Source organism: Mycobacterium sp. (assembly GCF_044223235.1).
Classification (GTDB): Bacteria; Actinomycetota; Actinomycetes; order Mycobacteriales; family Mycobacteriaceae; genus Mycobacterium.
Genome location: NZ_JBGAME010000012.1, coordinates 75981 through 93374, shown reverse-complemented (window position 1 = coordinate 93374; position 17394 = coordinate 75981). Strand labels below are relative to the sequence as shown.

Annotated in this window: 19 protein-coding genes; 9 read left to right on the top strand and 10 right to left on the bottom strand. The window is 68.5% G+C overall.

Translation table 11 applies throughout. The features are described 5' to 3' along the window. Positions 1-176: 176 nt before the first annotated feature. Positions 177-854 (bottom strand): TetR/AcrR family transcriptional regulator, encoded by a 678-nt coding sequence (locus ADBZ6K_RS16030; RefSeq protein ID WP_526348380.1) that lies wholly within the window; start codon positions 852-854, stop codon positions 177-179. Between the two features lie 119 nt (positions 855-973). Here ADBZ6K_RS16030 and ADBZ6K_RS16025 point away from each other — a divergent pair, with 119 nt between their 5' ends. From ADBZ6K_RS16025 to ADBZ6K_RS16015, 3 genes are read left to right on the top strand one after another with little or no spacing between them, the layout of a single operon-like run. Beyond that, entirely contained in the window at positions 974-2779 is a 1806-nt protein-coding gene (locus tag ADBZ6K_RS16025; protein ID WP_526348378.1) for a sugar phosphate isomerase/epimerase and 4-hydroxyphenylpyruvate domain-containing protein, read from the top strand. Continuing rightward, complete coding sequence (gene aroQ / locus ADBZ6K_RS16020; protein WP_526348376.1) at positions 2776-3243, top strand: type II 3-dehydroquinate dehydratase; 468 nt, start codon at positions 2776-2778, stop codon at positions 3241-3243. Before ADBZ6K_RS16025 ends, aroQ begins: the two co-directional genes overlap by 4 nt. An 11-nt stretch (positions 3244-3254) precedes the next feature. Next, positions 3255-3665, top strand: a complete 411-nt coding sequence (locus tag ADBZ6K_RS16015) for a hypothetical protein (protein WP_526348374.1) — start codon at positions 3255-3257, stop codon at positions 3663-3665. Here the strand turns inward: ADBZ6K_RS16015 and ADBZ6K_RS16010 are convergent. The 3 genes from ADBZ6K_RS16010 to ADBZ6K_RS16000 are packed head-to-tail and all read right to left on the bottom strand — an operon-like array spanning position 3611 to position 5873. Then, positions 3611-4099, bottom strand: coding sequence for a GNAT family N-acetyltransferase (locus ADBZ6K_RS16010; RefSeq protein WP_526348372.1), 489 nt, complete (start codon positions 4097-4099; stop codon positions 3611-3613). The two genes, ADBZ6K_RS16015 and ADBZ6K_RS16010, sit on opposite strands and share 55 nt — an antisense overlap. Further along, positions 4096-5232, bottom strand: a complete 1137-nt coding sequence (locus ADBZ6K_RS16005; RefSeq protein WP_526348370.1) for an isochorismate synthase — start codon at positions 5230-5232, stop codon at positions 4096-4098. The genes ADBZ6K_RS16010 and ADBZ6K_RS16005 overlap by 4 nt, the downstream gene beginning before the upstream one ends. Further along, positions 5214-5873, bottom strand: a complete 660-nt coding sequence (locus ADBZ6K_RS16000; protein ID WP_526348368.1) for an acid phosphatase — start codon at positions 5871-5873, stop codon at positions 5214-5216. Before ADBZ6K_RS16000 ends, ADBZ6K_RS16005 begins: the two co-directional genes overlap by 19 nt. Before the next feature lie 50 nt (positions 5874-5923). Here ADBZ6K_RS16000 and ADBZ6K_RS15995 point away from each other — a divergent pair, with 50 nt between their 5' ends. Continuing rightward, positions 5924-6745 (top strand): ParA family protein, encoded by an 822-nt coding sequence (locus tag ADBZ6K_RS15995; protein WP_526348366.1) that lies wholly within the window; start codon positions 5924-5926, stop codon positions 6743-6745. A 13-nt stretch (positions 6746-6758) separates the two neighbouring features. Here the strand turns inward: ADBZ6K_RS15995 and ADBZ6K_RS15990 are convergent, their stop codons facing one another. Both ADBZ6K_RS15990 and ADBZ6K_RS15985 read right to left on the bottom strand, forming a co-directional pair. After that, positions 6759-7970: an Rv3212 family protein gene (locus ADBZ6K_RS15990; RefSeq protein ID WP_526348364.1), complete on the bottom strand. Its 1212-nt coding sequence runs from the start codon at positions 7968-7970 to the stop codon at positions 6759-6761. A gap of 21 nt (positions 7971-7991) precedes the next feature. Next, positions 7992-9533: a DEAD/DEAH box helicase gene (locus tag ADBZ6K_RS15985; protein WP_526348362.1), complete on the bottom strand. Its 1542-nt coding sequence runs from the start codon at positions 9531-9533 to the stop codon at positions 7992-7994. Positions 9534-9767: 234 nt separating this feature from the next. Here ADBZ6K_RS15985 and ADBZ6K_RS15980 point away from each other — a divergent pair, with 234 nt between their 5' ends. Beyond that, on the top strand, positions 9768-10472 hold the full coding sequence (locus ADBZ6K_RS15980; RefSeq protein WP_526348360.1) for a ferritin-like fold-containing protein: 705 nt from the start codon (positions 9768-9770) through the stop codon (positions 10470-10472). Between the two features lies 1 nt (position 10473). On the opposite strand, the gene ADBZ6K_RS15975 is transcribed toward ADBZ6K_RS15980, so the two are convergent. Next, positions 10474-11379: a hypothetical protein gene (locus ADBZ6K_RS15975; protein WP_526348358.1), complete on the bottom strand. Its 906-nt coding sequence runs from the start codon at positions 11377-11379 to the stop codon at positions 10474-10476. Between the two features lie 324 nt (positions 11380-11703). Between ADBZ6K_RS15975 and ADBZ6K_RS15970 the strand changes: the two genes are divergently transcribed. Beyond that, positions 11704-11952, top strand: coding sequence for a DUF3107 family protein (locus ADBZ6K_RS15970; protein WP_526348356.1), 249 nt, complete (start codon positions 11704-11706; stop codon positions 11950-11952). On the opposite strand, the gene fasR is transcribed toward ADBZ6K_RS15970, so the two are convergent. Continuing rightward, entirely contained in the window at positions 11939-12622 is a 684-nt protein-coding gene (gene fasR / locus ADBZ6K_RS15965; RefSeq protein WP_526348354.1) for an HTH-type transcriptional activator FasR, read from the bottom strand. The two genes, ADBZ6K_RS15970 and fasR, sit on opposite strands and share 14 nt — an antisense overlap. A 229-nt stretch (positions 12623-12851) precedes the next feature. Between fasR and ADBZ6K_RS15960 the strand changes: the two genes are divergently transcribed. From ADBZ6K_RS15960 to ADBZ6K_RS15950, 3 genes are all read left to right on the top strand, one after another. Then, a complete protein-coding gene (locus ADBZ6K_RS15960) occupies positions 12852-13889 on the top strand; it encodes a DUF3152 domain-containing protein (protein ID WP_526348352.1) in 1038 nt (345 codons plus the stop codon). Between the two features lie 137 nt (positions 13890-14026). Then, the gene (gene moeZ / locus ADBZ6K_RS15955) at positions 14027-15220 is read left to right on the top strand and encodes an adenylyltransferase/sulfurtransferase MoeZ (RefSeq protein ID WP_526348458.1); all 1194 of its coding nucleotides are present in this window, start codon (positions 14027-14029) and stop codon (positions 15218-15220) included. Between the two features lie 63 nt (positions 15221-15283). Next, a complete protein-coding gene (locus tag ADBZ6K_RS15950; protein ID WP_526348350.1) occupies positions 15284-16138 on the top strand; it encodes a TIGR02569 family protein in 855 nt (284 codons plus the stop codon). A 101-nt stretch (positions 16139-16239) separates the two neighbouring features. Here ADBZ6K_RS15950 and ADBZ6K_RS15945 read toward each other — a convergent pair whose 3' ends face one another. Both ADBZ6K_RS15945 and ADBZ6K_RS15940 read right to left on the bottom strand, forming a co-directional pair. Beyond that, complete coding sequence (locus ADBZ6K_RS15945; RefSeq protein WP_526348348.1) at positions 16240-16536, bottom strand: MGMT family protein; 297 nt, start codon at positions 16534-16536, stop codon at positions 16240-16242. Positions 16537-16540: 4 nt separating this feature from the next. Next, positions 16541-17392 (bottom strand): alpha/beta fold hydrolase, encoded by an 852-nt coding sequence (locus ADBZ6K_RS15940; protein ID WP_526348346.1) that lies wholly within the window; start codon positions 17390-17392, stop codon positions 16541-16543. Between the last annotated feature and the right edge of the window lie 2 nt (positions 17393-17394).

Below are 17394 nucleotides of genomic sequence, written 5' to 3'. Positions count from 1 at the left end.
AAGTAGAGCACTGTGGTGTGCGTCTCGTCAAGTGTTTTGTGTGAGCCGCGTCCCTGGATGAGTGCGAGACAGGTGCGAGCCGGGGTAGCGAGCCCCCTGCACGGGAAATACTTCGCTCCTCGCGTGCGCGGGTGCGTGCGATTTTTCGCTCCTCGCGTGCGCGGGCGGCGGGTGCGTCAGCGGTTGGTGACCCAGCCGACCACCACGTCACCGATCATTCGGCGCAGGTGGGCACGCTGGGAGGTCTCGGCGAAGTCGACGCCGAACAGGAATCCGAAGGTGTACCGATTGGCCACCTGGAACACGCAGTAGGAGCTGATGACGATGTGCACATCGAGAGCGTCCACATCCTGGCGGAACAGGCCCTGCGCACGTCCGTCTGCCAGGATCTCGTCGAGCAGGGTGGTGGCCGGCGCCGACAGTTCCCGCAGCGACTGCAGTTGCCGGATGAATTCGCCGCGGTGGATGTTCTCGATGGACACCAGCCGGATGAACTCCTCATGGGCGATGTGGTGGTCGAACGTCAGCTCGGCCAGCCGCCGCAGCGCCTCCACGGGATGGCTGTGGTCGACCCGTAGTTTCTGCTCGGCATCGCGGATGCCGCGGTAGGCGTTCTCAAGCACGGCCAGGTAGAGCTGCTCTTTGCCGCCGAAGTAGTAATAGATCATCCGCTTGGTGGTGCGGGTGCGCTCGGCGATCTCGTCGACCCGTGCGCCGGCATAGCCGGATTCGGCGAACACCTCGGTCGCGACTGCCAGCAGCTCCCCGCGGGTGCGTTCGGCGTCGCGCTGAAGCTCCTGTTTAGGCCCAGCATTGAGCCCCCGTTTGAGCCTTGGTTTGGGGCTTGCCGCCACGTCGCGCAGCTTACTGCCCGCAAGACTGTCCGCATGACCAACTTCCTCGTCGGGGCTTCCGTCACAATTAACCGTTTGGTACATTGAGGTCCGAAGTGGTCCCCGTCACAGGAGGAATCGTGAAGACGTCGATAGCGACCGTGTCGCTCTCCGGCTCGCTCGTCGAGAAGCTGCACGCATGCGCGGCGGCAGGCTTCGACGGGGTGGAACTGTTCGAACCCGATCTCATCGCCTCCGATCACTCGCCCGAGGAGATCCGCGCTCTGGCCGCGCGCCTCGGCTTGTCGCTGGACCTCTACCAGCCACTGCGTGATCTCGAGGGCGTCGACGAGACGACGTTCGCCGACAACGTGCGCCGCGCCGCCGCGACCTTCGCGACCGCCCAGCGGCTGGGCATCGAGACCGTGCTCGTCTGCGGCAACGTCGCGACCGCCACCGTCGACTCCGACGAGGTGTCCGCCGATCAGCTCGGCCGGATCGGCGACCTGGCGCAGCGCTACGGCATCAGGATCGCGTTCGAGGCGCTGGCCTGGGGTCGCTTCATCGACGACTACCGCAGGGCCTGGCGGGTCGTCGAACTCGCCGACCGGCCGAACGTCGGCGTGTGTCTGGACAGCTTCCACGTGCTCTCGCGCGGGCACGACCCGGCGGACATCGAGCGCATCCCGGCCGACAGAATCTTCTTCCTGCAACTGGCCGACGCGCCGGCGCTGACCATGGACGTGCTGTCCTGGAGCCGCCACCACCGGCTGTTTCCCGGCGAGGGCAACTTCGACCTGGTGGCGTTCACCTCCCACGTGCTCGCCGCCGGCTACGACGGACCGCTTTCGCTCGAGATCTTCAACGACACCTTTCGCCAGACCGACCCCGACCGCACCGCGGTGCACGCACTGCGGTCGCTGCGCCTGCTGCAGGACAGGACGGCCGCGGCGCACCGCGAGGGCTGGCGTCACGACCTGGCCACCCTCACCGCCACCAAGCCGCCGACCGGGTTCGACTTCGTCGAGATCAAGGCCGAGGACACCAGCGAGGTCGAGGTGCTGCTCGGCCAGCTCGGCTTCACCTCCTCCGGGCGGCACCGCACGAAACCCGTCTCGCTGTGGGTGGCCGGTGACGCGCGCGTGGTGCTGAACGAACAGCAGGCCCGCGACCAGATACCGCACGTCGCCGCGGTCGGGCTGCAGGTTCCCGACGCGGGTGCGACATCGCGCCGCGCAACCGAACTGATGGCGCCGACGGCCTATCGGCGCACCTATGCCTCCGAGCAGGAACTTGGCTCGACGGTCGCACCCGACGGCACCGAGGTGTTCTGGGTCGCCGAGACGGCGTGGGTCGACGAGTTCGAAAACGGACTACCCGCACACGCGACACCAGTGCGCAGCGTCGACCACGTCAATCTGGCCCAACCCTGGCAGAGCGCCGAGGAGGCGGTGCTGTTCTTCACCGGCGTCTTCGGGTTGAGCGCCGACGTGCCCGCCGAGGTGCCCGGTCCGCACGGCTTCGTGCGCAGCCAGGGCATGCGCAGCCCGGACTCCGCGGTGCGGCTGCTGCTCAACGTCGCCCCGCATGTGCTCGACGGGGCGGAGACGGCCCAGCATGTGGCGTTCTCCTGCTCCGATGTGGTGGCCGTGGCCAGGGCGGCCGCCGAGCGCGGACTGAAGTTCCTTGCGGTACCGGACAATTACTACGACTATCTGTCCGGGCGGTTCGGCATCGACGACGCGATGGTCGCCGAGCTGCGCGCGCTGAACCTGCTCTACGACCGTGACGCGCACGGCCACTTCGTACACTTCTACACCCGCACCGTGGGCACCGTGTTCTTCGAGTTCGTCCAGCGGTTCGGCCGCTATGACGGGTACGGCGTCGATAACGCGCCGGTGCGCCTGGCGGCCCAGTTCGACGGCATCGGTACCGTACGACGGTGACCGAACGCGACAACCCCGCTCGCCGCAGGCTGCTCCTCGTCAACGGGCCCAACCTCAATCTGCTGGGCACCCGCCAGCCCGAGATCTACGGAGCGACCACGCTCGCCCAGATCGAAGAGCTCGTGGCAAGTGTCGCGCAAGAACTCGGATTCGAGGTGCGTGCGGTGCAGAGCAATCACGAGGGTGTGCTCATCGATGCCATCCACCAGGCCAGGGGTGACTGTGCGGGCATCGTCATCAACCCCGCCGCCTACAGCCACACGTCGGTGGCGATCGCCGACGCGCTGCGCAGTGCCGACCTGCCCGTGGCCGAGGTGCACCTGAGCAACATCCACCGTCGCGAGGAGTTCAGGCACCACTCGTTCGTGTCCGCCGTCGCCGAGATGGTGGTCGCCGGTGCGGGGCCGATGGGCTACGAGATGGCGGTGCGTTTCCTCGCCGGGAAGCTGGGCGGCGCGTCGTGATGCCGCCGCCGATGGTGCGTCTGGCGGGGTTGCTGGTCGCCGCGCAGGGCCTGGTCATGCTGATCGTGGCCCTCGTGCTGGTCATCCGCGGATTCGGCGGTGCCGACCAGCACATTGTCAGCGGCTACGGCACCGCCGCCTGGTTCCTGCTGATCGGCGCGGGTGTGCTCGCGGGCGGCTGGGCGCTGGTCACCGGACGGCGCTGGGGGCGTGGGATCGCTGTCTTCGCGAACCTGCTGCTGCTCGGGGTGGCCTGGTACGTCTTCACCTCACACCAGCTGTGGTACAGCATCGCGGTCACCGCGGTCGCGCTGGCGGTGTTGGCACCGCTGTTCAGCCGCCAGGCGCTGGATTGGGTTGCCGGGGTTCAGCCCGGCGACCGGCCGGCCAGGTCCGACAACTCAGGGCCCGACAACCGGTAGGTGATCCACTCGGTCTGCGGCTTGGCGCCCACGGCGTCGTAGGTGGCGATGGCGTTGACGTTCCAGTCCAGCACCGCCCAGGTCAGCCGGGTGTAACCGGCGTCGACGCAGTCCCGGGCCAGTGTCGCCAGCAGCGCGCGGGCCAGGCCGCGGCGGCGGTATTGCGGGCGGACGAACAGGTCCTCCAGGTAGACGCCCGCCACGCCGTCCCACGTGGAAAAGTTGTAGAACCACAGCGCGCCGGCCGCAGCGTTGCCGTCGATCTCCGCGATATGCGCGTAGACGGTCGGCCGTTCGCCGAAGAGCGCCTCTGCCAGTTGGTGTTCGGTCACGGTGCATTCGTGGCCGGCCCGCTCGAATTCGGCGAGCTCGTGGATCATCGCGGTCAGCTCGGTCTCGTCGCCCGGCCGCACCCTGCGGATGTGCTCGGTCATGTCTGTACCCCTAGCGCCGAAAGGATGGTCCTGAATTTCGTTGTGGTTTCCGAGACTTCGTCGTCCGGATCGGACTCTGCGACGATGCCGCCACCGGCGCGGGCGTCGGCGGTGCGGCGGTCGGCCGACAGCAGCGCGCATCGGATCGACACCACCCAGCGGCCGTCGCCGTTCGCATCGCACCAGCCCACGGCGCCCGCGTAGAAGCCGCGGTCGCCCTCCAGGTCGCGGATGAGGCCCGCGGCGGCGCCGGCAGGCACCCCGCCGACCGCCGGGGTCGGATGCAGGGCCACCGCGAGATCCAGCGAGGTGATCGATGTGTCGCGCAGCCTTCCGGTGATGGGGGTGCTCAGATGCCAGACGGCGGCGGTGCGGCTCAGCTGGGGCGTCGGCGCGATCTGCAGGTCGACGCACAACGGGTCGAGGGCCTTGCGCATCTCGTCGACGACCAGCTGGTGCTCGTGGAGGTTCTTCGCCGACCCGGTCAGGGCCGCCCCGCTGGCGCTGTCGCGCTCCGGATCCGGCGACCGTGGCGCCGAACCCGCGAACGGACGACAGATCACCGTTTCGCCGCGGCGTGCCACCAATAGTTCGGGGCTCGCGCCCACCAGGACGGTTCCGGTGTACGCGCCGCCCGCCGGTGTCAGATCGCACAGGTAGACGCTGGCCGTCGCGTCGTCGTCGATCAACCGCGCGACGATGGTGCCCGCGTCCATCGGCCCGTCGGCGGCCAGCCGCAGCGCGCGGGCCAGGACCACCTTGTGCAGCCCCGCGCGCGGGTCGTTCAGCTTGCGCACCGCCGCGCTGACGCGGGCGCGATGCTCATCGGGTTCGGGGAGGGTTTCGGCGATGCGCACCGCCGGCAGCGACCGGTTCGGCCCGTCGGGCGCGGCATAGGCGGTCCACACCGACTGCGGACACCGCAGCGCTGTCGCATCGGAGAGGTCGAATGGTAAGGCGCCCACCACAATTGGCGCATCTCCGGATCTCAGCGCGGCCTGCGCGTCGGACAGCAGCGGGTAGCCAGTGCGCAATCCCGAGGCCAGCAGCACGCCGTCGGGCCCGGTCAGCAGGAAGGCGGGTTCAGCCGTCGCCGCACGGTATGCCGAGCCGCTCAAGTGGCCGGCAGGCACGGGTGGGCGTAGCCAGTCAACCCCAGTGCGGTCAGCTGACGTTCGCCACGTTCGAACCCGCACACCGCGATCGACGCCGCGACCATCTCGAATCGGATCCCTTGGGGCAGTGGCAGTTCCAGCCAGCGGGAGAGGACGGAGCGGGAGAAGTGTCCATGGCCCACGAATACCACGTCGCGGGACGCCATCGGCTCCAGTGCCATCTCGATGGCGGCGTCGGCGCGGTCGCTGACCTGCTGGACGCTCTCCCCGCCGGGGCAGCCGTCCCGCCAGAGCAGCCAACCCGGCACCCGCTCACGGATCTGTGGCGTCGTGAGGCCTTCGTACTCGCCGTAGTCCCATTCCGCCAGAAGGGGAGACACCACGTCGACGGTCAGCCCGGCCAGTTCGGCCGTCGTCTGTGCGCGCCGCCGGGGGCTGCTAATGACCAGCGGGTTGTACAGGCTCAGGCCATCCAGCACGTTGGCGGTGAGCTTGGCCTGCATCCTGCCGGTCTCGGTGAGTTCCAGATCGGTGCTGCTGGTGTGCTGGCGCGACTTCGACCACAGGGTCTCGCCGTGGCGCAGCAGCAGCAGGCGGTGTTTGAGCACGCCGCCAGCGGCGGGCGCGGTCAACAGCTCATCGGTCTGGTCGTGGCTCACGGCATCTGATTGTGCCCCACGTCCACCCCATGTGATCCGGGCGTGCCAGGATGGGCAGTGTGACGCGGGTACTTGCGGTCGCCAATCAAAAGGGTGGGGTTGCCAAAACGACGACGGTCGCGTCGCTGGGCGCGGCAATGGTGGAGAAAGGCCGGCGGGTCCTGCTGATCGACCTGGATCCGCAGGGATGTCTGACCTTCTCGCTCGGTCAGGATCCCGACAAGCTGCCGGTGTCGGTGCACGAGGTGCTGCTCGGTGACGTGGAGCCCGACGCTGCCCTGGTGGACACCGCCGAGGGGATGACGCTGCTGCCGGCCAACATCGACCTGGCGGGCGCCGAGGCGATGCTGCTGATGCGCGCGGGCCGGGAGTATGCGCTGAAGCGCGCGCTGGCGAAGCTCGTCGAATCGGGCTCGCGGTCGGCGCCCTACGACGTGGTGATCATCGACTGTCCGCCCTCGCTGGGCGTGCTGACCCTCAACGGTCTGACCGCCGCCGATGAGGTGATCGTGCCGTTGCAGTGCGAGACCCTGGCACATCGCGGCGTCGGTCAGTTCCTCCGCACCATCGCCGACGTACAGCAGATCACCAATTCCGGCCTCAAGCTGCTCGGTGCGTTGCCGACGCTGTACGACTCACGCACCACCCACAGCCGCGATGTGCTCCTCGACGTCGCGGACCGCTATCAACTGCCGGTGCTGGCGCCGCCCATCCCACGCACCGTGCGTTTCGCCGAGGCGAGCGCGTCGGGGGCGTCGGTGCTTGCCGGGCGCAGGAACAAAGGCGCGATCGCCTACCGTGAACTGGCCGAAGCGCTGCTTCGGCACTGGAAGAACGGCAAGGCGATGGCCACCTTCACCCCCGAGGTGTGATCCGGGGGGTCGATCAACCCAGCGCGACGAGCTCGTCGCCGCGCTGTTCGAGGATCGTCGTTCCAGCCACCGCGGGCACCACCGGGGTCCGATCATCCCGGCGCGCCACCGGAATGTGGCGTTCACCCTTGCCGGTGTCGGGATCGAACACGTCGTAACCGTCGGTCACCGGGACGATCAGTCTGTCGGCCATTACCGTCGCCGGTCCGATGGCACGGTTCTCACCCGACGGGGTCACCGTGTACTTGTAGGCCAGCCCGTTGCCGTCGAACACCAGCACGCTGTCGCCGGTCCACCAGGTGATCAGGTCGCCCGCCCGGCTCGCGGTCGCCTGCGGGGACGGCGGGCCGGTCAGCGGTGTGGTGGCGACGGTCGCGCCGGTGTCGTCGACGATGTTCACCGCAGGCACCGGGGAGGGCACATACACGGCCGTGGTGGTGCCCGACACCGCGATCACACGGGCGCCGGATTCGTCCGTCACGCCGGGCTGCGGCACGTACTTCAGTTCGGGCACATCCTCGTCGTCGGCCGGGCGCAACAGCGTCAGCCGCAGGTCGGGCTGTTTTGGGCAGGCCTCGAGCACGGACACGGCCGCGGAGCTCGCGGCAGCCGACACCAGCCTGCACACCGGCGAGGCGGGGACATCCGGCTTGATGCGCGCATCCAGCGAGCCGTAGCTGAGCATCCGGACCATGTCGGAACGCCACAGCTCCAGCCGGCTGTCACCCGCGGCTAATACGGTCGTCCCGTCCGACGAGAGGGTGACGTCGGGATCGGCATAGCCGGTGCGAGCGGGGCCGCGCTTTCCGGTGGTGCCGTCGATGGTGCTGACCTGCCCGCAGCCCCTGACATCCGGGTACACGGCCACCGCGTCGGTGTACACCCACGTGACACCGCACAGGTCGACGTCGCGTGCATAGCTCCACGCCGTGGCGCCGGTCGCCGGATCGCGTCCGGTGACGGTGCGCCCCTCCCCGGTCACCACCGCACCGCCCGCGACGACGGGCATGGTGGTGGCCCGGCTCGCCACCGTCCACAGTTGTCTCAACGACGCCGGCACGTCACTGGCCGACTCCAGCGGGGGGAGCGGCGCCGCGGCCGGCCTGCTGATCGTCGCCCTGGCGTCGCTCGTCCACCAAATCAGGGTCGCTGCGATCGCGACCACTGCGACAATGGCCACTGCCGCGACGATGTCGCCGCGGGTACGGCGTTCGGGTTTGACCATCGGGGTCGGGCTGAACGCGGCCTAACCTGCCGCGGCGGCTTCGGTCTTGCGGGGCCGACGACGCCGGCGCCGCCGGCCGGTATGGGTGGCGTCAGCGGCGCCATCCTGATCGTCCTCCGGCGCAGCGGGTTGCTCGTCGGCGGCAGCGGTGCCCTCCGGGTGGCCGGTGCCGGGCTTGCCGCCGCGGGTGCGCCGCCGGACGCGGGTGCTGCGCCGGGCCGGTTTGTCGTCCTTGTTGTCCCTGTTGTCTCTGTCCTGCGCGTCCTGCTTGTGGGCGGCTTCCTTCGGCGCCGACGTCCGCGCTCCCGAGGCCCGGGCGGGTCCGACGGTGCCCCGGGCTTCGGCGGGGATGCCCAGCTCGTCGTAGAGATGAGGCGAACTCGAATACGTCTCGGCCGGATCGGGGCAGTCCAGCCCGAGCGCCTGGTCGATCTGTGTCCACCGAGCGAGTTCGTCCCAGTCGACGAGGGTGATCGCCACCCCGGTGCGGCCGGCCCTGCCGGTGCGCCCGATGCGGTGGATGTAGGTCTTCTCGTCCTCGGGGCACTGGTAGTTGATGACGTGGGTGACGTCGTCGATGTCGATACCGCGCGCCGCCACGTCGGTGGCGACCAGCACGTCGATGGCGCCGCCGCGGAACGACTTCAGGGACTTCTCCCGCGCACCCTGACCCAGGTCACCGTGCACGGCGCCGACCTTGAAGCCGCGCTCGGCCAACTCGTCGGACACCTTCTGCGCCGTGCGCTTGGTGCGGGTGAAGACCATGGTGGCGCCCCGGCCGCGGGCCTGCAGCACGCGGCTGACCAGCTCGACCTTGTCCAATGCGTGGGCGCGGTACACGAACTGTTCGGTCTTGTCGTGCACGGCCGAGGCGTGCGGGGCCTCAGCCCGGATGTGGGTGGGCTGGTTCATGAACGTCCGCGCCAGCGTGATGATCGGGTCCGGCATCGTGGCCGAGAACAGCATCGACTGCCTGGTGTCGGGTATCTGGCGCAGGATCCGCTCGATGTCGGGGAGGAAGCCCAGGTCGAGCATCTCGTCGGCCTCGTCGAGAACCAGCACCGACAGGCCGCCGAGTTGCAGATGGCCCTGCTGGGCCAGGTCCAGCAACCGGCCCGGCGTGCCGACGACAACCTCGACGCCCTTCTGGAGGGCCTCGATCTGTGGCTCGTAGGGGCGCCCGCCGTAGATCGACACGACCGTGAATGGGCGCTCCGCTGCGGCTCCTGCCCTCAGGTGCTTTGCGGCCATGGACAGGTCCCGGGAGACCTGGATGCACAGTTCACGCGTCGGCACGACGACCAAGGCCCGCGGTATGCCGGTGAGCGGGCGTTGGTGGTCGGTGCTGACCCGGTTCAGCAGCGGTACGCCGAATGCGAACGTCTTGCCCATGCCGGTGCGCGCCTGACCGATGAGGTCCTCGCCGGCGAGCGCCAGCGGCAGGGTCAGCTCCTGGATGGCGAAGGGATGCTCGATGCCCTTCTCGGTCAGTGCGCGCACGATTTCGTCGCGAACTCCGAGTGTGGCAAAGGTGATGTGGGGTTTTGAGATAAGTGGAGTCATGCTCGCGTAACGATGCCTTTCAGGGTCAAACCTCGTTGCTTCCACGCGCACACGAGTTTGACGAGTCATCAAGGGGCTCTGCCGTCGAGGAAGGTTGGCCATCGAGGCGAGCCATACACGTGCACGCACATTTCTTCGGCGGCAGCCGCGATTCCGGGGCCGCTGCCTGGAACCATGATAACCGCCCTTCTTTGCCAGAGCGTCGCGGAGTCGGTCGGCGTCTACAGTTGGGCCATGAATTCGCCGCAGCCCGCCGCATCTACCGAGCAGATCGCCGACCCAGCGGGGCCGGGCGTGTCGGTCGAGCATCCCGGCGTCAACGAGCTGTTCGCGGTGTTGGCCTACGGCGAGGTGGCGGCGTTCTACCGGCTGACCGAGGAGGCGCGGATGGCGCCGAATCTGCGCGGCCGGATCAATATGGCCAGCATGGCCGCCGCCGAGATGTCCCACTACGAGCTGCTGCGCGACGCGCTGGAGCGCCGCAACGTCGACGTCGTGCCGATGATGACGAAGTACGCGGCGGTGCTTGAGGACTATCACCAGCTCACCACGCCGAGCACGTGGCTTGAGGCGCTGGTCAAGACCTACATCGGCGATGCGTTGGCGGCTGACTTCTACCTCCAGATCGCCGACGCGCTGCCCGACGAGATCGCCGACGTGGTGCGGGCGGTGCTTTCCGAGACCGGCCACTCACAGTTCGTCGTCGCTGAGGTGCAGGCGGCCGTCAAGGCCAGTGACCGACAGCGTCACCGGCTCGCATTGTGGTCACGCCGGCTGCTCGGCGAGGCCATCACCCAGGCCCAGTACGTACTGGCCGAGCACGACGAACTCGTCGACCTGGTGATGTCGACCGGTGGCGGGCTCTCCCAGATCGCCGAGTTCTTCGAGCGGCTGCAACGCACCCACAGCGCCCGCATGCAGGAGCTGGGGCTGGCCTGAATCAGTTCGTGCAGGTCGTGATGATCGTGCTGTTGTTCTGGGCGACGATCGTCGCCCCCGCGGCATCGGTGATCGCGCAGTTGAGCTGACCGCCCATGCTGGTCGCGGTGACCGAGGTCAGCTGCACGCCGGGGTCCAGAACCAGGGTCTTGCTCCACGGCAGCGCCACGTTGACATCGGTCTGCAGCGCACCCCGCTGATCGGTGTAGATCACGGTCACCAGGTCGATCAGCTGGCGATTTCCGGTCACGGTGTAGGTGACCGTCCTCGGATCCGGCGCAGGCACGGGCTCGGCGGCCGGCGGGGCAGGCGCTGCCGCGGGCGGCGGAGCGGGTTGCGGCAGGGGCTCCGCACTCGCTGACGGTGACGGCGTCACGGTGGTCACCGTCTCCGGCGGCAGCGCGGGCACGGGTGAGAGGGAACCGCGCGGTGGCGCCGTCGACGGCAACGCATCCGACGGGACGGTCGTGGCAGGCTGGCTCGTCCGTGGCTGCGCAGGGCTGACCGTCGCCGAGACCGACCCGCTGTCCCCGCCGCCCAGGATCACGACGGTGCAGATGACCGCGACGAGCAGGATCGCGCCCGCGACACCGGCTATCCACATCCACCGGCGATCGATCGGCGCGGCCTCGTAGTCCTCGTAGTCCTCGTAGTCCTCGAAGTCCTCGAAGTCCTCGTGGTTGTTGTCGTCGTTCCTGTAGCCGTTCTTGTACTCGTTCTTGTACTCGTTCTTGTACTCGTGGTGGGGCACGCCGCCCCGATACGAGTCGTAGTCCTCGTATCCCTGGCCGTAGCGGGGGCGGTTGCCGTAGGGATCGTGGTCAGCGGCGGCTCGGTCGGCGTGGTCGGTCAGGCGCTCCGTCCGCGTCGACGAATGCGGCGATTGTGGCGAATAAGGCCTGCTCATGTGGGCTGTTCCCCTGCTATCGCGATCGTCTCGTTGACTGGCGGACCTGATGCTATCGGTACAAAAGTGACGGATGAGGTTCGGTGTGGGGTGTGTCGGTTACGGTCCGGACTCGGTTGGGTCGAGGGCGCGTATTCAGCGAGCCATGCGGAGCGAAATGCCCCGAGCCGGCATCCAGGCATGCGCCGCGACGGGCATGCCCGACCGTCGCCGAAGTGACGGCCGGCGCCGCACCACCGTGCCGAGCGGGGACTTCCGTCCACTAGCCTGCTGTGAGGGACGGGCAGGGAGCCAGCCTGAGAAGACCGCGAGAAAGGGTCAACCGTGGAGGTCAAAATCGGTGTCACGGACAGCCCGCGTGAGTTGAGCTTCAACAGCGCGCAGACGCCGAGCGAAGTGGAGAAGCTGGTCACCGACGCGCTCGGCAAGGAATCCGGCGTGCTGGCCCTGACCGATGACAAGGGCAGAAGGTTCCTCGTGCAGAACACCAGGATCGCCTACGTCGAGATCGGCGCCGCCGATGTGCGCAGGGTCGGCTTCGGAGTCGGTGCGGACTCGGCTAAGACCGGGTAAGCGGGACGTGTGACAGGCCGCCCCAGGCGAACTGCACGGTGCCTTCCACCGCCGCATCCTTCGAAATGGGGCGGTCATTGTCCAGCCAGTAGCGCGCGCAGTCGACGCTGATGCCCACCAACCCGACCGCGATCATCCGCGCCCGGTGCGCCTCAAGCCCGGAGTCGCGGCTGATCAGATCGAACACCGCGTCGGTACATGCCTCGGTGGCGACTTTGACCTGTGCGGACACCTGCGGTTCCGTCACGTAGTCGTTCTCGAAGATCAGCCGGTAGCCCTGGCCGTCGTGCTCGATGAAGTCGAAGAAGGCAAGTACCGCCGCACGCAGCCGTTGCCGGTTGTCGGTGGTGGTGCGCAACGCTTGGCGCACACCCGACACGAGGTTGTCGACGTGGCGCTGCAGCACCGCGAGATACAACTCGAGTTTCGACGAAAAGTGTTGATAGAGAACGGGTTTGCTCACACCCGCGCGTTCGGCGATCTCGTCCATCCCCGCGGCGTGGTAGCCGCGATCGACGAATACCTCGCTGGCGGCGGCGAGCAGTTGGCCGCGGCGCTCGTCGCGCGGCAACCGGTTGCCCCGCCGGCCTCCGCCTGAGGCGGCGGCCGGGGTGCCCTTGCCGGCGGCCCGCTGGCCTCTCCTCTCGGCGGCATTGGCGAGATCGCTCATCACGTCCTCAATCTCGATGGCTGCGGCGGTTGTGGGCCCGTCCGCGCCGGACCGCGCACGTCCAGATCCACTCAACTCGCCCGTCGCAACGACACTACTACCGACCGTTGCGGATGCGCTGCGGGACCGCCACCGGCAGTTAGCCGACGTTGGTCGCAGGCCGCCGGGCGGGGGGCCCGGGGTGGCGTGCCGGAGGAGGAAGTGGGCTGGTCTGTGCCATCCTGTTCCGGTGACGGACGACTCGGGGCGCGGCGGGGGCGGGCGTGCGCCAGTGCTGCGCAACGAGTGGCGGGAGCCGCTGCGTGCTCAGCGCGACCCGCTTACCGCGGAGTCGGGCCGGGCCCGGTCCAACCGTGACGACCGCCGCCGGTGGCGCAAGCAGACCTGGCTCGGCCGCTTCATCTCCACCTACGGCTGGCGCGCGTACGCGGTGCCAGTCCTCGCGGTGGTGACCGCGATCGTCCTATACCAGACCGTCACCGGAACCAGTGCGCCGCCGACCGCCGCCGAGGAGGAGGGCCCCGTACAAGGTCCGCCCACCATCGGCGCCGCCAGCACGGCGATCATTGGTGCGCCGCCCAAGGGACTGACACAGTTCGACGCCAATCTGCCGACGGGCATCCTTCCCGACGGCGGACCGTTCACCGAGGCGGGCACCGGACTCTGGCACATCGTGCCCGGCGCCACGCCGAAGGTGGGCGAGGGCACCGTCAAGTCGTTCACCTACACCGTCGAGGTCGAGGACGGCCTCGACACCACGTCGTTCGGGGGCGACGACGGCTTCGCCAGGATGGTCAGCGAGACGCTGGCCAATCCGAAGAGCTGGACGCACAATCCCCAATTCGCGTTCACCCGCGTCGATGCGACCTCTCCCGAGCCACCCGATTTCCGGGTGTCGCTGACCTCGCCGATGACGATCCGCGGCGGCTGCGGCTACGACATCCAGCTCGAGGCGTCCTGCTACAACCCTGCCTACACCGACGGGCAGCCACGGGTGTTCGTCAACGAGGCGCGCTGGGTGCGCGGTGCGGTGCCATTCCAAGGGGACGTCGGATCCTACCGCCAGTATCTGATCAATCACGAGGTCGGGCACGCCATCGGCTACCAGCGGCACGAGCAGTGCCCGGAGAACGGGGCGCTGGCGCCGATCATGATGCAGCAGACGTTTTCGACGAGCAATGACGACGCCGCCAAGTTCGACCCTGGCACCGTCAGTGCCGACGGCAAGACCTGCCGGTTCAACCCGTGGCCGTATCCGATCGCCTGAAGCCGGCTCGGGAAGACTGACGCGGTCACGCGTGTTGTGTGGGGTGCCTATTCTGGGTAAGCGTGGGTAGGCATCGGGTGCGTGCTCGCGCGAACCGGTTCCGCTGAGTTTCGAGGAGACATACCGTGTCCGGGAATCTGTCGGGGTCACTCCCACCGCTGGTGGAGCCTGCGGCCGAGCTGACACGCGAGGAGGTCGCGCGCTACAGCCGTCACTTGATCATTCCCGACCTCGGCGTCGACGGCCAGAAGCGCCTGAAGAACGCCAGAGTGCTGGTCATCGGTGCGGGTGGGCTCGGCTCGCCGACGCTGTTGTATCTGGCGGCAGCCGGCGTCGGGACGATCGGCATCGTTGAATTCGACGTTGTCGACGAATCCAACCTGCAGCGTCAGATCATCCACGGCCAGTCCGACATCGGCCGGTCCAAGGCGCAGAGCGCGCGCGATTCGATTCTCGAGATCAACCCGCTGGTCGACGTTGTGCTGCATGAGCTGCGGCTGGAAACCGACAATGCCGTCGAACTGTTCGAACAGTACGACCTGATCCTCGACGGCACCGACAACTTCGCCACCCGCTACCTGGTCAACGACGCCGCGGTGCTGGCGCACAAGCCGTACGTGTGGGGTTCGATCTACCGTTTCGAGGGCCAGGTGTCGGTGTTCTGGGAAGACGCACCCGACGGGCCCGACGGTCAGAAGCGCGGCCTGAACTACCGCGACCTCTACCCGGAACCACCCCCGCCGGGGATGGTTCCGTCCTGCGCCGAGGGCGGGGTGCTTGGGATTCTGTGTGCCTCGATCGCCGCGGTCATGGGCACCGAGGCCATCAAGCTGATCACCGGGATCGGTGATCCGCTGCTGGGCAGGCTGATGGTCTACGACGCACTCGACATGACCTACCGCACCATCAAGATCCGCAAGGATCCGTCGACGCCCAAGATCACCGAACTGATCGACTACGACGCGTTCTGCGGCGTGGTGTCGGATGCGGCCATGGAGGCGGCCGCCGACGCCACCGTCACCCCGAGGGAACTGCGTGAACTGCTCGACTCCGGGAGGGCGCTCGCGTTGATCGATGTGCGCGAGCCCGTCGAGTGGGACATCAACCGCATCGAGGGTGCCGAACTGATCCCGAAGTCGACGATCGATTCTGGCGCCGGGCTGGCCAGGCTGCCGCATGACCGCACGGCGGTGCTGTACTGCAAGACCGGTGTGCGTTCGGCCGAGGCCTTGGCCTCGGTGAAGAAGGCCGGCTTCTCCGATGCCATGCACCTGCAGGGCGGCATCGTGGCCTGGGCCAAGCAGCTCGAACCCGACATGGTGATGTACTGATCCAACGCGACACAGCTGCGCGACGCACCGACCTGCGGCTTCGTCGCCGGTAGCCTGACCCCTGTGACTGTGGAGCGGCCGCCGGAACATGTGTTGGCGGCGTTCGGACTTGTCGGCGTCCGCCCCGTGCCGCTCGGTTCGAGTTGGGAGGGCGGCTGGCGCTGCGGCGAGGTGGTGCTGTCGATGGTCGCCGACCATGCCAGGGCCGCGTGGTCGGCGAAGGTCCGTGAAACCCTGTTCGTCGACGGCGTGCGGCTGGCACGACCGGTGCGCTCGAGCGACGGCCGCTACGTGGTCGCAGGCTGGCGCGCCGACACTTTCGTGGCGGGCAGCCCCGAGCCGCGCCATGACGAGGTCGTCTCGGCGGCGGTGCGGCTGCACGAAGCGACGGCCAAACTCGAGCGGCCCAGGTTCCTCACGCAGCCGCCGGTCGCACCATGGGGTGACGTCGACGTGTTCATCGCCGCCGATCGCGCGGCCTGGGAAGACCGGCCGCTGCAATCACTGCCGCCGGGAGCGCGAGTGTCGCCCGGCTCGGCGGACGGGCAGCGGTCGGTCGAGCTGATCAACCAGCTCGCCGGGTTGCGGCGCGCGACGCGCAGTCCAAGCCAACTCGTCCACGGCGACCTGTACGGCACCGTGCTCTTCGCCGGCGCCGCTGCGCCGGGGATCACTGACATCACCCCGTACTGGCGGCCCACGCCCTGGGCCGCGGGTGTCGTCGTGGTGGACGCGCTGTCATGGGGTGAGGCCGACGACGGCCTGATCGAGCGGTGGGGGTCGCTGCCGGAGTGGCCGCAGATGTTGTTGCGCGCGTTGATGTTCCGGCTGGCCGTCCATGCGTTGCATCCCCGCTCCACCGCGGCGGCCTTCCCCGGCCTGGCGCGCACGGCCGCGCTGGTGCGTCTGGCGCTGTAGGCGCGAGCACCGTTGTGGCTTTCAGTTCGGACCAGTCAAGCGCGTTGGCATATCGCGCATTCGCGTTCAGGGACCGTCGTGACGTCATTTCGAGGGGCGCGTCAGAACGTGTGCCGCACCTCGGCTAGGCGGACCCGGCCGTCGACCGCCAGCACGCCCTCGGCCCGCAGCAACGCCAACTGCCGCGTGGAAAGATGCGATGCCGGCCGGCCGGAGGCCGTGATGACCCGGTGCCACGGCAGGTCGGACGAATCGGTGCGCATGATCCAGCCGACGATGCGGGGGCTGGAAAGGCCTGCGGCGTCGGCGATGTCGCCGTAGGTCGCCACCCGTCCCCGCGGGATCGACGCCACCAGGGTGCGGACGGTCTCCACCTGCTCGTCGGTCACCGCCGCCATCGGCTCAACTCCCCGCAAGCCGGTCGCGAAGAAGTTCGGCCGTCTGCTGCGGCAACGCCTGGGGCACCATGTGGTCGCAGTCCCAGTCCAGCAGCGTGAAATCGGCCCCGAGCCGCGACGTCAGCCCCGAGATCAACTCCGGTGACACGTACGGCGGATCGGTCCGCGTCGCGCGCACCAGTGTGGTCGGTATCCCCTTGGGCGGCAGGACGGTCGGCCGGGCCAGCTCACTCCAGTACGACGTCATCGCGGGAATGCTGATGCGCCACCCACAGCGCCCGCCGGGTAGCTCGACCAGATGCTCATCGAGTTCGCGGTCCAGCTGTTCCGGGTCGACATCCCCCCAGGAGCCCGACGACTTGGCGGTGCGGGCCTCGGCGCGATCGGTGTAGTCCGGCGATGCCAGCATGCTGTCGGCGACGTCGCGCATCCAGGCGCCGTCCAGCCCGACGGCCGGATCGAGCAGCACCAGCCCGGACACCAGATCCGGCCTGGCCGCCGCGAGATTCAGCGCAATGGCTGCGCCGAAGGAGTGCGCGACGACCAGCGCCGGGGCGTCCAAGTCGGCGTTCAGTGCGCCGAGGGCCGCCACGTTGGCATCGATCGTCCACGGCGCCGCCCACGACGAACGGCCGTGGCCGAGCAGGTCGGGTGCGGCGATCGCAACGTCGGGAAGATATCGGGTCGCCAGTATTTCCCATCGCCGGCCGTGGCCGGTCAGACCGTGGATGGCCAGGACCTGCGCGGCCCGCGCCGGACCGTAGTGGTGCACATGCAATGGCTGTCTTTCACTGGTCACGCGTCGATGCTGCCAGCAGATGCACCGGGCTGTCTTGTCGGACCCCCGTGATGTCATGC